Raw genomic sequence first — 15,184 nt, 5'->3', positions numbered from 1 at the left:
GGAAAGAGATATCTTTGAATATATTGAACTTTGGTATAATAAAAAGAGAAGGCACTCAACACTCAATTATCTGACAATTAAAGAATTTAATAACTTAAAAATTAATTATAAATATGCTGCTTAACTTATACTGCACTTTTTGTTTGCATGTCCAAGCTAGAAGTAAATGTATTTGAGTTTATGTTTTTACTATAATTTATCTCCGAGTTAAAATTAATTTTTTTAGGTTTATTTGTTTCTTTTGTATTGATATATTTCTCGTTAGTTAGGTTTTCTATGTCTTTGTCTTGGGTAGTGTTATCAATATTTATATAATTATTTAGAGTTAATACGCTGTTTTTATTAGGTTTGTAAATAGATTTCAATTGTAAAACGGCAAAATAATTTTTCTCTATAATTTTGTTGTTTTCATTAATCTCGTCTAAATTTTGTGGCGATTTAAAAAGTAATTCTCTGCTATAGTTTTCTTCTTGTTCTGCAGTGTTGAAAATTCCATAAAAGTCTAGTTTTATTTTATCAGAAAGGTTTGCTATACTACTTATTGTTACAAAATTATTACTTTTTGCAGCAACATTATTGTTAGAATTTAAAAAACGTGGTAAATCTTCTAATTTAGAAAACGTAACTTTACTCTCATTATTTAAGTTGCTTCTAACATCTGTATCTGTAAGCGCATAATAATCATGTATGCTCATAGTAGATTCTCCTAAGTTATTAGAACTAGGTATTAATGAGAATTTCACTCTTTTGTTGAAATTAAAAAGCGAAGCATTCACTTTATATTTATCTTTAAAGCCTAAATGTGTTTCAAAATTACCTGTAAATTTATTTTTAAATTCTTCTTTAATATTAATGTTTAATGCAGTAATTCCGGTTTTATCGTTTGTGCTAATAGACTCAAAATCTTTATAATTTCTTATTAGTTCTGCGTTTTTCACCATTTCAGAATTTATATTTTCTGTAGCAAGTTGGTGTTGTTTTTTGTATAAATTTTCACCATCAATTAGCAGTCTGTCAATTTCTTTTCCATTAGCAGTGATTTTTCCATTTTCGTTAATGTCTAATCCAGGTAATCTCGTTATTACATCTTTTAAACTTTCTTCTGTACCGTTTAAAAACTTTTCAATTTTGTATTGTGTAACATCCCCTTTTTGAACAACACCATTGTTTTCTGCGTTTATTATTACCTCTTCTAAAGCCGTGCTATTTTCTATTAATGTAATATTGTTAAGTGATAAGGTTGTGTTTTTTAGTTCTATGTTTTTTATAATGGTTTCAAAACCCAAGGCACTAATTTTTAAAGTATAATTACCTGTTTCTGTTTGTAGGTTAAAATACCCTTTGGCGTTAGAGGTTGTGAAGGTTGCAATTTCATCAGTATCTGTCTTTTTAAGAATAATATTTGCGCCATTAATGGGGGTGTTGTTAGTATCCTTTATATTACCGTCAATGTTAGTTTGACTAATAAGTAAAGCTGGTACAAATAAAAAAAAGCAGAAAAGCTGCTTTTTTAAATTAGTAATATTAATTAAAGATCTAATCATTAATTTCCTCGCATTGCATTAAGTTGATATTCATTAATGCTTAATATCTTGCTTTCATTTTTAGGCTCTTCAATAGTTGAGGTTGTATCTTTTATGAATTTTAGTTTTTCAAACCTTGTAACACTCATATCTCCAATTTCAATTTGTAAGATTAGTCCTGGTAAACCAGTAAAATCCATTGGGCCACTATTTATAGGTATATCTTCTGTATACCAAGCAGTAATGTATTGTTTTCTGCCAAATAAAATTCTTTCTGTTGTTGCTTTTTTACAAGAGTATCCAATTATGGTTTCAGTTTCGTTCTGTAAGTTCCAGTCATAAACTGGAATAGCGTCTTTTATGCTAACATTTTTAGCGTTCATTGAAAACTCTAATCTATAGACATCTGTTTCTGTGTTCTTGTAATACGATGTTTTAGAAGGACGGTTTACCACTTGAACCGTTTCTTGGGTTAGCCCTTTTACTTCATAGTGTTCAACAATAGTAGTGTCTACAGACGTTTTTTCTTCAGATATTAACTCTTGTAGAGAGACTTGATTAGAGTAAATATAACTGTATATAAACGGTTTTTTTACTTTTTCACTCAATTCTGTTTCGTCGCTCACACTTTTTTTTGCATTAAATGAAACAATCCCTTTTAAAGTTTGAGAGTAACTAAAAGACGATATAAAAAGTGTTATTAGAAGTATTTTTTTCATTTTATAATTTTTAATAACTCAAAAGTAATTAGCTCCTGAGTTATTTGATTGGTTTAAAGTTTACAAAGAGATTTCTGTGCAAGCATAATAAGTAGTTACTGTCGTAGAACCATCCATAGGGTTCGTAGTAGTTTCGCTATAATAGGCTACACACCAATATAATTTTGCGCTCTCCATTGTCTAACGCGATATTTAAGTAACTTTTAAATCATTAGTGTTCGCGAAATTCATAAAAGATATACTAACAATAGCAATAACATTTAAAATAATTTGGGTTTATATTAGTGCTTGCTAAAAAAAACAAAAAAAACTAATTACCCAAATTTATTAGCTTTTATTTTATATAATATAAATTTTAAATAATTCTTTCCGTAATAGTTTCGTTTTATTGCTATTTTTGCTTTTCAATAAAATGTTATAAATGAAAACAATTCAATTTAGAGAAGCTATTTGCGAAGCGATGAGTGAAGAAATGCGCAGAGATGAGAGCGTTTACTTAATGGGCGAGGAAGTAGCAGAATATAATGGTGCCTATAAAGCATCTAAGGGAATGCTAGACGAATTTGGAGCAAAGCGTGTTATCGATACTCCCATTTCAGAATTAGGTTTTGCTGGTATCGCTATTGGGTCGACTATGACAGGAAATAGACCGATAGTAGAATACATGACCTTTAACTTCTCTCTGGTAGGTATTGACCAAATTATAAATAACGCAGCAAAAATTAGACAAATGTCTGGTGGGCAATTTAATTGTCCTATTGTTTTTCGTGGGCCTACAGCTTCGGCGGGTCAATTAGGAGCGACACACTCGCAAGCATTCGAAAGTTGGTTTGCAAATACGCCAGGATTAAAAGTGGTTGTACCATCAAATGCTTACGATGCCAAAGGACTTTTAAAATCGGCTATTCGCGATGACGATCCTGTAATTTTTATGGAAAGTGAGCAAATGTATGGTGATAAAAGCGACGTGCCAGAAGGAGAATATACAATTCCTTTGGGTGTTGCTGAAATTAAAAGAGAAGGGACCGATGTTACCATTGTTTCTTTTGGAAAAATTATTAAAGAAGCTTACATTGCTGCTGAAGAATTACAAAAAGAAGGGATTTCTTGTGAAATTATCGATTTAAGAACAGTACGACCTTTAGATAAGAAAACAGTTTTAGAATCGGTTAAAAAAACGAATCGTTTAGTGATTTTAGAAGAAGCGTGGCCTTTTGGAAACGTCTCGACAGATTTAGCTTATAGTGTACAATCTGAAGCATTCGATTATTTAGATGCTCCAATTGTGAAAATTAATACAGCAGATACACCTGCTCCATATTCATCAGTTTTATTAGCCGAATGGTTACCAAACCACGAGGAAGTCATTAAAGCAGTGAAGAAGGTGATGTATAAATAATAGTGAAATAATAACGTTATGAAACTTCATTAGCCCTTTCGTTGATGAAGTTTTTGTGTTAAAACCTCTATATGAATTATAAATTAATAGTCTTTTTTTTTCTTTTAAGCAGTCTTTCTGTTTATTCGCAAATAAAAATTAGTGGTCACATTTATGACGAAGCCAATGAGCCCATTGCTTATGCCAATGTCTTTTTTCAAGGCACAAGTATTGGAACCATTTCCGATGAAAACGGTACCTTTTATTTAGAAGATTACAATGACCACGATACCGTAATCATATCTTTTGTGAGTTACGAAACCCAGACTATTCCTTTAACCCAAAAGGTAAACTATAATTTCGATATTGTTTTAAAAGAAGATGTAGCAGCGCTGCAAGAAGTGGTTATCATTTCTGGTAAGCAACCCAAAAAAAATAATCCAGCTATTGATATTTTAAGAAAAATATGGGCTAACAAACGTCAAAACGGACTTAAGCAATACAAGCAGTATAAATACGATAAATACGAAAAAGTAGAATTCGACTTAAATACAATCGATAGTGCCACTATTAATAGTAAACTATTTAAAGGTATGGAGTTTGTTTTCGATCAAGTGGACACTTCCAAAGTAACGGGTAAAACGTATTTGCCAATGTTCATTAACGAGTCGTATAGCGAGGTGTATGGTGATAATGTTAGTAATGAGAAACGAAATGTTTTAAAAGGAAACAAGAATTCAGGGTTTAGTAATAATCAAATCATTATCGATTTTATAGACGATTTGTACTCCGAATTTGATATCTACGATAACTATCTAAAATTTTTCGATAAGAGTTTTACAAGTCCGTTATCGCGAACAGGAATTAATACGTATAACTATGCGTTGGCCGATAGTGCTTACATAGACAATAAATGGTGTTATAACATTATTTATTACCCAAGGCGTAAGAACGAACTGACTTTTAAAGGGGATTTCTGGGTAGCAGATACCACATTTGCTATAAAAGATATTAACTTACAAGCCTCAAAGAGTGCCAATATAAACTGGGTAAAAGAGATTTACATTGAACAAGAGTATGAGGTTTTAAACGACTCTGTGTTTCTTATAAAACGCGATTACTTTATGTCGGATTTTGCCTTTAATAAAAAGGAGAAATCGCAAGGCATTTACGGTAAGCGAACAACGCTTTATAATAATTACGAGTTCGATAAGAAAAAAGATCCAAAGTTTTATAAAGAGAAAGTGTATAGCTTTAATGAAGATTTATACAATCAAGATGAAGCCTTTTGGGACGAAAACCGAATGGAATCGCTAAGTAAAGATGAAAAAGGCGTGTACACGATGCTGGATTCTTTAAAGAAAACCAAAAAATTTAAGCGTTTATACAACATCGGAAGCATTTTGGCGTCCGGTTATATCGAGTTCGATGAATTAAATTTGGATTACGGTTCGGTGTTTTCAACTTTTGGTTATAATGAGGTTGAAGGTGTAAGATTACGAGCTGGCGGACGCACGTATTTCGGACAAAACGATTTATGGCGTGTCGAGGGGTTTACCGCGTATGGCTTTAAAGATAATAAGTTTAAGTACGGTATTTCTGGAAAATGGCTTATCGATAAAAAGAACAGGTTTATAATATCTGGAGGTAATCGACGTGATGTCGAGCAAATAGGAGCCAGCCTTACCACGTCTACCGATGTGCTGGGTCGCAGTTTGGCCTCATCATCTGTAATAGGAACAGGAGCCAATGATAAACTAACAAACGTAAACTTAACCACTATGGCTTTTGAAGCAGAACCGTTAAGAAATCTCGTTATGCGCGTAAGCGGTACATATAGAACTTTAGAGTCGGCATCGCCTACCTTTAGTTTAGATTATTATACTGATACGGCACAAACAATGACGAAATCGGAAATTAAACAATACGAAACGGCATTCTCGGTATCGTATTTTCCAAAACGGGAAATGACGGGTTTTGGCGTAGAACGTCGTGTTAAAAATTCAGATTTTCCACGATTATTTGCGCAGGTAACTCGTGGTGATAAAGGCGTTATCAATAGTGATTTCGATTATACAAAATTACAATTTTCCTATTTACAACCATGGGCGCTTGGTGCTTTTGGCCGCTTAACAACCACTATAGAAGTGGGTAAAACTTATGGCGATGTTCCTTTAGGTTTAATGAGTGTTGTGCCAGGTAACCAGACGTATTTCTCCATTTACAATTCATTTTCACAGCTTGATTATTACGAGTTTGTTACCGATGAATATGCGACGCTTCACGTTGAGCATAACTTTAACGGACGCCTATTTTCGAGAATACCGTTGCTAAAAAAATATAATTTAAGAGCTATTGTTGGCTTTAGAGGTGTTATTGGTGATATTTCAGAGGGCAATAGAGCGCTTAATGCGTCAGGGTTAACGTATGTAGCACCAAATAAGGAGGCGTATTATGAATATAGCGTTGGTATTGGAAATATTTTTAAAATCTTTAGGTTAGATTTTAATTTTAGAGGTAATTATTTAAATGAAAATCTAAATCCAGAGGCGAGACCGTTTGGTGTTACCGGAAGTTTTGGCTTTTATTTCTAAGTGGAAGTCGCTAAGGGTTTTTAGCTTAAATCAGAAAATTCAAATTTTAAAAACTAACAGCTGTCATTGTCAAAAAGAAATGATCACCCTTTTTTAGGAGCATATAACAACGAATAATAATTCGTAGACTAATCTATAAACGGCTCTCAAATTGGTTTTGTATGCTGTTTTCTTGTTTTGCAGTGAAAATGTAGAAATAAGTCTATAAATTTTTAAAAATCAAGAGCTCATAGCGTAAACAAAGTAACTATTTCTTGTTAAAACTTAAATGTTTGAGTATTTTTGCAGGCTGAAAACGCCACTTTAGCTTAAAAGTGGGGTAGAAAAAATCAAAAGTAATAAACAATAAAATATGAGCCCAAAAGGAAAATTAACGTTCGACGTTTTAATAGAAATACCAAAAGGAAGTAGAAATAAATACGAATACGATTTCGAATTAGGAAAAATTCGTTTCGACCGTATGTTGTACTCTTCAATGATGTATCCTGGAGATTATGGGTTTATTCCAGAAACTTTAGCCTTAGATGGAGATCCTTTAGATGTTTTAGTAATGGGTGCTGAGCCAACATTTCCAATGTGTGTAATGGAGGTTAAGCCAATAGGAGTATTCCATATGGCAGACGAAAAAGGACCAGACGAAAAAATAGTGTGTGTGCCAGTAAGTGACCCAATCTGGAATAGCTACAACGATTTAGAAGATTTAAACCCGCATAGAATAAAAGAAATCACTCACTTTTTTCAAGTATATAAAGATTTAGAAAAGAAAATAGTAGACGTTGGTGGATGGGGAGACGCAAAAGAAGCTTACGCTATCCTTGACAAATGTGTAGATCGTTACGAAAACAGTGAACACAAAACGAACGGAGACTTTAAAATATAAAGACATAAAAACCCTTCAACATTAAAATTGAAGGGTTTTTTCTTTTAAATAATTATTAAGTAAGCCTCTAAAATTAACTTAATAATTTAATTTTGCCATTACAACTTTACTATATTTGTGCTGTGATACAACTAGGAACTTTTTTATTTATTAGCGGGGCAGAGATTGCGATTATTGCTTTAATAATCGTTATGGTTTTTGGTGCCGATAAAATACCCGAAATAGCCCGTGGTCTTGGCAAAACTATGCGTACTCTAAAAGACGCAACGAATGGTATTAAAAGTGAAATCTCTAAGAGTGCAGAGAACCATGGTATCGATACAAGTATTACCAAAGACATTAATTCTGAAATTACAAAAGTGAAGGACGAATTGGAAGAATTTACAGGATCGGTAAGACGAAAAATGTAATTTCTATTTCTAAAAGGGTGTTTTATCTATTTTTTATAAAATTTATTAAAAAAATGTTAATTATTTAATATCTTGATAATCAATCCATCAAAGAGATATAAAATGAGAAGAAAACATTTTAAATTACTAATGCTACTGTTAGTAATTATTTCATCCTGTTCTAAAGATGAAGTAATAACCCTTCAAGAAGAAGAACGACAACAAGTCAATGCGCAATCCAAACCTTTATCGGTGGACGAAATTAATGCATACATTGAAGACCAATTGAGCCGTAAACAAACCTTCGATTGGGAATCTACAAGCGATCATCTGCTTTGGAGTGCTGTATACCACGGTAATAATATTTTAACTATCGGTTATGGTAACGAGGGACAAAGTTTTAGCGAACAGCGGTCATCGGCCTTAGAAACCATAAAAGACAAAATTTTAAAACGTGTTGAAGCTTCGGAGTCGTACAAACGCGGAAAAGAAACCGTCGTCGAACACGATATTATAAATGTTATGGACGTGAAAGTGGAAAGCTTCGCAACCATTAAAGAGTTACGTAAAACAAAAGGTATTCGCTATCTAGAGCCTAATGGTTATAACCAGTACGCGATGCACACAGCGTATAAGTCTAGCTCAGGATGTAGTAAAAATGGAGAATCTATAAATACTGCACATTACACTACAATTGCTCCTAATAATGCACAGGTGTCTTGGCATTTTTACAAACATAATATTCCTCAAGCCTGGAACTATAGTACGGGAGCGGGTATAACGGTTGGTTTAATCGATACCGGAGTGTCTCAGTCACAATCTTTATTAAATACGGCTGGTTTTAACGACGGATATTCTAACGGGCGTTTCGTTCAAAAATATGGCACCTTCATCGATTCTAATTGGTGGTGGTCAAATAACTACGATGGGCCGCACGACAAATGCGGTCATGGTACAGCTATGGCATCTGCTCTTGCGGCACCAAGAAATGACAACGGTTTGCCGGTTGGTGTTGCTTATAATTCAAATTTAGTAGCGTATAGAGCGACAGAAGACGTGCTTTTAAACGATTATCACGAGCGTAAAGGTGTAAGTGCTGCTTTAACAGAATTGGGAAATAGGAGTGACGTAAAAATCATATCTATGTCTATTGGTTATGTTTGGTCTATTGGTAATATTAAAGACGCTGTAAAATATGCACATAGTAAAGGTAAACTAATTTTTGCTGCAGGAGGCACATCGACAAGTTTTACAAATGGTTATGGAGTTATTTTTCCGGCGACTATGAGTGAAACTGTGGCTGTAACTGGAGTAACAGATGGAACTAGCTACCAACGATGCGATGTTTGCCATAGTGGCGCTAAAATCGATTTTACGATTGTTATGGAAGGACAAAATAACACCAGTAAAGCACCTCCAGTTTTAGGGTTTTATAACAACGAACGTCGTTATACAGGCGGTTCGTCTGTAGCCACCGCAACAACTGCGGGAATAGCTGCTTTAGTGTGGTCTAAACACCCTAATTGGACACGTACACAGGTTTTAAATAAGTTAAAACAAGCGTCAGAATTTTATCCAAATCGAAATTCAAATTTTGGTTATGGTAATATCGATGCACTACAGGCTGTTCAGTGAGAGACACTATTTGAAAAAAAATGAATCAATCATAAAAAAAAACCTCTTCCGTAATGAAGAGGTTTTTTTTATAGTGTATAATTAGAAGTGTGCGATTAAAAAGAATACAATCTCAACACGCCTTCCAAAAGAATTGACGCCACTTAATTTTTAAAGGCGCTTTGCTTTCAAGTTCTTATCTTAAGAAGCTAGCGCGTTATCTTTCCTTTTAAAATCAATCTGTTTTCTAGATAATTCATATCACGTTAGGATTCTTGATTCTAAAAGTGTAGCGGCCTTGCGTTATTTAACGGCGAATAATGGCTACCTTCTTCTACTAATCGTTAATCCGTCGCGAATAGGTAGCAGTACCGTTTCCACGCGATCGTCTTCTTTAAGTAAAGTATTATACTCTAAAACGGCTTTCGTCATATTGTCTTTAGGATCCAAAGGTTCAATCACTTTACCGCTCCATAACACGTTATCCGATAAAATAATACCTCCAGGGTTTAACTTATCAACGATTAAATGAAAGTAGTTACTATAATTGTCCTTATCAGCATCTATAAAAACCAAATCAAAAGTCTTCTCTAAAGTGGGTATAATATCTAATGCATTGCCTAGATGCTGAAAAATTTGAGAACCAAAATCAGACGCCTCAAAATACTTTTTTTGAAAATCTAAAAGCTCTTCGTTAATATCAATAGTGTCTAACGTGCCGTCACCGTGTAGTCCTTCGGCTAAACATAATGTCGAATACCCCGTAAACGTTCCTATTTCAAGAATGTGTTTCGGCTTAATTAATTTCGAAATCATACTGAGCACACGCCCTTGATACGGGCCGCTAGACATTCGGGGCTGTAATATTTTTTGAAAAGTTTCCCGTGTTAATTGTTGTAATAATAGGGGCTCATTTTCAGAATGTGCTACGACATAATCATCTAGTCTTTCGGGTATAAAATGCATTAATTACCTAAAATTCTGTCCATTAATTTTTTCTTTTCAGCCTCGTCATCACCGCATAGCCAGCGTACCACATTGTCTTCCCAAATCGCATCATAATCCGTTTGGTCAATAATATCGCGTTCTATCGCTAAATCTAATATTTTCCCTGGGTAAGACGATTGCTGAGCACTTTCCATTTCCCCTAAAGGATACGGATCGTCTAACCCCATAATAACTTGTTTCGATCCTTGATTACCTAATAGCAGCTCTAAAGAACCCGTATCGTGGACTAAAGTGTCGAAGAATATGTTTCTATGGCCAACAGCTTTACGCGGGTGGTGTTTCCCTTCAAATAAATCGGGTCTCCCATCAAAACCTTGAATACGGCGGCCTAAATTAATTTGTGCCAACTGTCCACCGTGAGCGAAACACGTTCTCATATTTGGAAATTTATCCTGATAACCATTTAAGGTTAAAAAGTGATAGGCATCAGCACATTGTGCCAACATCCATATCAAGTGAAAACGCCAAGAGGTGTTTTCTAATTTTATAAATTTCTCACCATCGTACGGGTGGATCTCAACTGCCAAATTATACTTGTTAGCCAGTTCAAAAATAGGCTCATTTTCCTCGTCAAAAATACAACGCCATGTTCCAATCGTATCCATATAGTGGGTTGGTAAACATAGTAAACGCATATCTAATTCTTCCACACAACGCTCAATTTCCCAACATGCACCGCGAACAAAACCAGGGTGTACTACAAAACCGCAAGTAAATTTACTCGGATTTTCGCGTTGTACTTTAGCATTAAAATCGTTCTGAAAACGCAAGGCTTGCTTCATTTCTTCAACACGCAAACCATTACCATACAATTGTGATAAGTTTAAAATAACCGCATGGTCAATTTTAAAACGCTCCATCCATGCTAACTTTTCATCCAAGAAAAAACTAGAATCTGTTACCGGTCGGCTCCAGTCTTTTTGAAGCATAAATTTCCGATCATTATCTACCCAAAAAATCTCTTTATCCTTCATAAATTGAGGAATCTCTTCCGGATAAGGTAGGAGGTGAGAGTGGCCGTTGATTCTAAGTTTACGTTTCATAGTTCTGGTCCTGAGAGGTCAGGAATCTTTAATGGTTTTTTCTGTAAAACAGAAAGTAAATTTGTATTTGGTTTCGTAGTGTTTTTAAAAAAGTAACACCGTATTTATTCTATTTTTACTTGTTTTGGTGGTTGCATCGTTTCGCCACAATTTGGACACAAACGCTTGTCTTTATCACTATAATATTTATCGAAAATTTTAGGCATATCCGTTTCAATATTTTCTACCGTAAAATCTTCTTCATATAATTTTGTAGTACAATTTTCGCAAAACCAAAGTAAGGCATCGCGCATACCTTCTGGGCGCTTGTATTCTATAACGAGTCCTACTGTATTGGCTTCTCGTTGCGGGGAATGCGGTACTTTTGGAGGTAACAAATAAATATCACCTTCTTTAATATGCACATCTTTTGGTGTACCATTATCAATAATTTTAAGCACCATATCACCCTCAACTTGATAGAAAAACTCGGGTGTTTCGTTATAATGGTAATCCTTTCTACTGTTTGGTCCGCCAACAACCATTACAATAAAATCACCATCCTTCCACACTACTTTATTACCTACTGGCGGTTTTAAAAGGTGTCTGTTTTCTTCAATCCAAGCCTTAAAATTTAAAGGCGATACTAAATTACTCATGGTTTTATATTTTTGTGCGTTTCCCTATCGGGGCAGGCTTTCCGCTATATCTTTTTATAGACATTCTGCATTTGCATAAGGTCTATAAAAAGGATGCCGCATCAATCCTTAACGCAGATTTCGATATTAAAATTAAGCATTATTCTACACATCAAAAAAAGAATGTCGTTGCTTTTATAACGATTTTGTTCTTCCACCGTCAACAGGAAGATTAATACCGTTTATATAACTTGCGGCTTCACTAGTTAAAAACGTAACCGCATTGGCAATTTCTTCAGGTTTAGCAAAACGTTTTGCAGGCACAGCACTTTTCATCGCATTGCTTGCAGCGTCAATACTAACACCTGTTTTGGCTGCTTTATTTTTTATAATTTCTTCTAAACGCTCCGTTCCTGTAGCGCCCGGTAATACATTATTCACCGTGATGCCAAAACCACCAAGCTCATTGGCTAACGTTTTACTCCAACTAGCAACTGCACCACGAATGGTGTTACTAACGCCTAAACCGTCTAAAGGTTGTTTTACCGACGTGGAAATAATATTTACGATACGACCGTAACTTTCTTTTTTCATAAACGGTACTACTGCTTGCGCTAAAACGTGGTTACATTTTAAATGTTGCGTAAAGGCACTTTCAAACTCAGCTAATTCCGCCGAAAATACGGGACCTCCTTTTGGGCCTCCAGTATTATTTACTAAAATATGAAATCCGTGATTCGCTTTAACATACTCAGAAACCTTTGTTTTTAAGGTCTCAGGATTAGAAAAGTCGGCAACAATATAACTATGGTTTCTATGCTGAGGTAATTCGGCTAAAACAGCTTTCAATTTGTCTTCATTTCTCGCAATTAAAGTCACGTTTACACCTTCTTCAGCTAAAGCCATAGCCGTTGCTTTTCCTATTCCTGCTGTGCTTCCGCAAACCAATGCGTTTTTATTATTTAAGTTTAAGTTCATTTTTTTTGTAATTTATTTTTTCAAAAGTAGCCTCTCGACTGCATTCGAGGGTGAAATTTGAATGCATTATAATTTCGTTTCGTTGACCGTTCCAACGCAGTCGAGACCGGGTTGATTTCTTATATTTATTTTTCTAATATTTAATACACACATTCTTCGCTTCGGTGAAAAACCGCAGGGCTTCAAAACCACCTTCGCGGCCAACACCACTTGCTTTTACACCACCAAAAGGGGTGCGTAAATCGCGCATCATCCACGTGTTTACCCAAACAATACCGGCTTGTAATTGGTTACTTAATTGCATTGTGCGTTTCAAATTGTTGGTCCATAGTGTTGCCGATAAACCGTATTTTACTTTATTGGCCATTTCAAGAACTTCCTCTTCAGTAGTAAAAGGCATAATGGTAACTACAGGCCCGAAAATCTCTTCTTGATTGACACGGCAGTCGTCCGTAGTAACCTCGATAACAGTAGGTTCTAAATAATAGCCGTTTTCGTAGCCTTTTACCGTGACTTTATTACCACCACAAAGTATTATACCATTTTCTTCTTTAGCGATAGCAATATAACCCATTACTTTCTCCAAATGCGATTTAGAGACTAAAGCACCGATATTTGTTGACTCCTCAGACGGGTGACCTACTTTTAAAGCGGATACTTTTGCTACAAAATCTTTTTTAAATTGCTCATAAATGGAAGCTTCCACAAAGATGCGGCTTCCACACAGGCAAATTTGTCCTTGATTGGCAAAGGAAGAGCGTACTGTTGTATTCAGCATATCGTTATAATCGCAATCTGCAAAAATGATATTTGGGTTTTTCCCGCCTAATTCTAAAGATAGTTTTTTAAACATCGGGGCAGCTACTCTCGCAATATGAGCACCAGTTTCTGTGCCGCCTGTAAATGAGATCGCTTTAATATCTTTATGTTCTACAATAGCTTGACCTGTGGAAGTACCTAAGCCATGCACAATATTTAAAACACCTTTTGGTAGCCCAGCTGCGTTACAGATCTCTCCCAGTAAATAAGCGGTCATTGGTGTAACCTCACTAGGTTTGGCTACAACACAATTTCCTGCAGCAATGGCTGGAGCGATCTTCCACGTAAATAAATACAAGGGTAAATTCCATGGTGAAATACAGCCCACAACTCCAATAGGTTGGCGTAGCGTATAGTTTACGGCGCCTTGGCCAACACTTTCGTGACTTTCGCTAGCGAACTGGGTGATAGCGTTTCCGAAGAAACGAAAATTGCTCGCTGCTCTAGGAATATCTACAGCCTTAGCAAGACTAATGGGTTTGCCATTATCTTTGCTTTCGGCTGCTGCGAACCGTTGAATATGGGCTTCTAATAATTCTGAAATTTTAATGAGAATACGACTGCGGGTTTCTAAAGTGGTTTTAGACCAACTAGGGAATGCTTGTTTTGCGGCCGTATAAGCTGCGTCAACATCGGTTGTTGTGGAACTCGGTATTTTACCGTATATTTCACCATTTGCAGGAGAATAGTTATCGATCCAATTATTTTCTAAAGGATCTTGAAATTGCCCGTTGATGTAGTTTTGTATAGTCATTAAAATTATGATTTATATCTAAATATTTATTGAAATATATTATTTTAATCCTTTAGCTTTCTTTTAAATAGCCTTTATGATTACACCAGAAAATCTTTTTTCTATAATCCTATTTGGTTTTTCATTTTTCACGTTTCTTACCGGATATTGGTTTAAAAAATACACACCACAATCAGTGAATTGGTTTTACGGCTTTATCACATAGAACCCAATGAAAAGTCAACTGCATTGGGACTTTGCTCATTTGTATTCTAATAAATTATTTATTAAATATGACCTATTACTATTTATTTTAGGGTGTATAGGTTTGTTTATAAACCTCGGTGAAGTAATAGGGCCGTCCTTAGCTATTCCATTTTTTATAATGGGATCCTTTTATGTTATTTATAGAACCGAAAAAGCCCTCATTAAAAAATTTAATTCTTAAGATTCTTTTTTCTTATAAGCCATCACTTTAATTTCTACCACCAAATCTGGATGTGGTAATTGATGTACAGCAACTGTGGTTCTTGTTGGGCCGTCTTCTTTGTTAAAAAACGCTCCGTACGCTTTATTATAACCTGCAAAGTCATTCATATTAACAAGAAAGGAGGTGACATCGACAACATCTTTTAATGTTGCTCCTTCTTTCGCTAAGTTCTTCTCTATGTTTTTTATAACCTCACGCGTTTGTACTTCGGCATTTAAGTGTTTAGTGCCCATTTCGTCAATAATATCTACACCAGCGATTGTATTATCTGCTCGGCGAGAACTGGTACCAGAAACAAATATGAAATCGCCTACGCGTTTTGTGTGCGGATAAGCACCTCTTGGTGTTACTATTTTTGTCTCGTTTGAAGCTGAAGCTTCTGTGTGTTGATCTTTCATT

Annotated in this window: 15 protein-coding genes; 7 read left to right on the top strand and 8 right to left on the bottom strand. The window is 35.0% G+C overall.

Annotated features, from left to right (window positions below; all coding sequences use genetic code 11):
• The coding region (locus tag ES677_RS15875; RefSeq protein ID WP_394349293.1) for an IS3 family transposase at positions 1 to 124 on the top strand (124 nt) is incomplete at its 5' end.
• 1 nt (position 125) lies between these two features.
• Here ES677_RS15875 and ES677_RS08125 read toward each other — a convergent pair.
• Both ES677_RS08125 and ES677_RS08120 read right to left on the bottom strand, forming a co-directional pair.
• The gene (locus tag ES677_RS08125) at positions 126 to 1,544 is read right to left on the bottom strand and encodes a carboxypeptidase-like regulatory domain-containing protein (protein WP_148380978.1); all 1,419 of its coding nucleotides are present in this window, start codon (positions 1,542 to 1,544) and stop codon (positions 126 to 128) included.
• Positions 1,544 to 2,242: a GLPGLI family protein gene (locus ES677_RS08120; RefSeq protein WP_148380977.1), complete on the bottom strand. Its 699-nt coding sequence runs from the start codon at positions 2,240 to 2,242 to the stop codon at positions 1,544 to 1,546. The genes ES677_RS08125 and ES677_RS08120 overlap by 1 nt, the downstream gene beginning before the upstream one ends.
• A gap of 421 nt (positions 2,243 to 2,663) precedes the next feature.
• Between ES677_RS08120 and ES677_RS08115 the strand changes: the two genes are divergently transcribed.
• From ES677_RS08115 to ES677_RS08095, 5 genes are all read left to right on the top strand, one after another.
• Positions 2,664 to 3,641 carry a pyruvate dehydrogenase complex E1 component subunit beta gene (locus ES677_RS08115; protein WP_148370064.1) on the top strand — a complete coding sequence of 326 codons (978 nt, stop codon included), beginning with the start codon at positions 2,664 to 2,666 and terminating at the stop codon, positions 3,639 to 3,641.
• A 71-nt stretch (positions 3,642 to 3,712) separates the two neighbouring features.
• Complete coding sequence (locus tag ES677_RS08110) at positions 3,713 to 6,214, top strand: DUF5686 and carboxypeptidase-like regulatory domain-containing protein (RefSeq protein WP_148380976.1); 2,502 nt, start codon at positions 3,713 to 3,715, stop codon at positions 6,212 to 6,214.
• Between the two features lie 352 nt (positions 6,215 to 6,566).
• Complete coding sequence (locus ES677_RS08105; RefSeq protein ID WP_148370062.1) at positions 6,567 to 7,094, top strand: inorganic diphosphatase; 528 nt, start codon at positions 6,567 to 6,569, stop codon at positions 7,092 to 7,094.
• A gap of 122 nt (positions 7,095 to 7,216) precedes the next feature.
• Positions 7,217 to 7,504: a twin-arginine translocase TatA/TatE family subunit gene (tatA, locus tag ES677_RS08100; RefSeq protein WP_148370061.1), complete on the top strand. Its 288-nt coding sequence runs from the start codon at positions 7,217 to 7,219 to the stop codon at positions 7,502 to 7,504.
• Positions 7,505 to 7,606: 102 nt separating this feature from the next.
• Complete coding sequence (locus ES677_RS08095; RefSeq protein WP_148380975.1) at positions 7,607 to 9,118, top strand: S8 family peptidase; 1,512 nt, start codon at positions 7,607 to 7,609, stop codon at positions 9,116 to 9,118.
• A 303-nt stretch (positions 9,119 to 9,421) separates the two neighbouring features.
• Here ES677_RS08095 and ES677_RS08090 read toward each other — a convergent pair whose 3' ends face one another.
• From ES677_RS08090 to ES677_RS08070, 5 genes are all read right to left on the bottom strand, one after another.
• Entirely contained in the window at positions 9,422 to 10,063 is a 642-nt protein-coding gene (locus tag ES677_RS08090; protein WP_148370059.1) for an O-methyltransferase, read from the bottom strand.
• On the bottom strand, positions 10,063 to 11,148 hold the full coding sequence (locus ES677_RS08085) for an amidohydrolase family protein (RefSeq protein ID WP_148370058.1): 1,086 nt from the start codon (positions 11,146 to 11,148) through the stop codon (positions 10,063 to 10,065). The genes ES677_RS08090 and ES677_RS08085 overlap by 1 nt, the downstream gene beginning before the upstream one ends.
• A gap of 104 nt (positions 11,149 to 11,252) precedes the next feature.
• Positions 11,253 to 11,786, bottom strand: coding sequence for a 3-hydroxyanthranilate 3,4-dioxygenase (locus ES677_RS08080; RefSeq protein WP_148370057.1), 534 nt, complete (start codon positions 11,784 to 11,786; stop codon positions 11,253 to 11,255).
• Positions 11,787 to 11,960: 174 nt separating this feature from the next.
• Complete coding sequence (locus ES677_RS08075; RefSeq protein ID WP_148370056.1) at positions 11,961 to 12,743, bottom strand: SDR family oxidoreductase; 783 nt, start codon at positions 12,741 to 12,743, stop codon at positions 11,961 to 11,963.
• A gap of 133 nt (positions 12,744 to 12,876) precedes the next feature.
• Positions 12,877 to 14,316, bottom strand: coding sequence for an aldehyde dehydrogenase (locus tag ES677_RS08070; RefSeq protein ID WP_148380974.1), 1,440 nt, complete (start codon positions 14,314 to 14,316; stop codon positions 12,877 to 12,879).
• Positions 14,317 to 14,527: 211 nt separating this feature from the next.
• Here ES677_RS08070 and ES677_RS08065 point away from each other — a divergent pair, with 211 nt between their 5' ends.
• A complete protein-coding gene (locus ES677_RS08065) occupies positions 14,528 to 14,743 on the top strand; it encodes an SdpI family protein (RefSeq protein WP_148380973.1) in 216 nt (71 codons plus the stop codon).
• Here the strand turns inward: ES677_RS08065 and ES677_RS08060 are convergent.
• Entirely contained in the window at positions 14,740 to 15,183 is a 444-nt protein-coding gene (locus tag ES677_RS08060) for a RidA family protein (protein ID WP_148370053.1), read from the bottom strand. The genes ES677_RS08065 and ES677_RS08060 overlap by 4 nt on opposite strands.
• Position 15,184 lies beyond the last annotated feature (1 nt).

The organism is Bizionia gelidisalsuginis, from assembly GCF_008086185.1.
Classification (GTDB): domain Bacteria; phylum Bacteroidota; class Bacteroidia; order Flavobacteriales; family Flavobacteriaceae; genus Bizionia; species Bizionia saleffrena.
The sequence above is the reverse complement of the archived record's forward strand: the minus strand, read 5'-3'. Positions and strand labels throughout refer to the sequence as shown.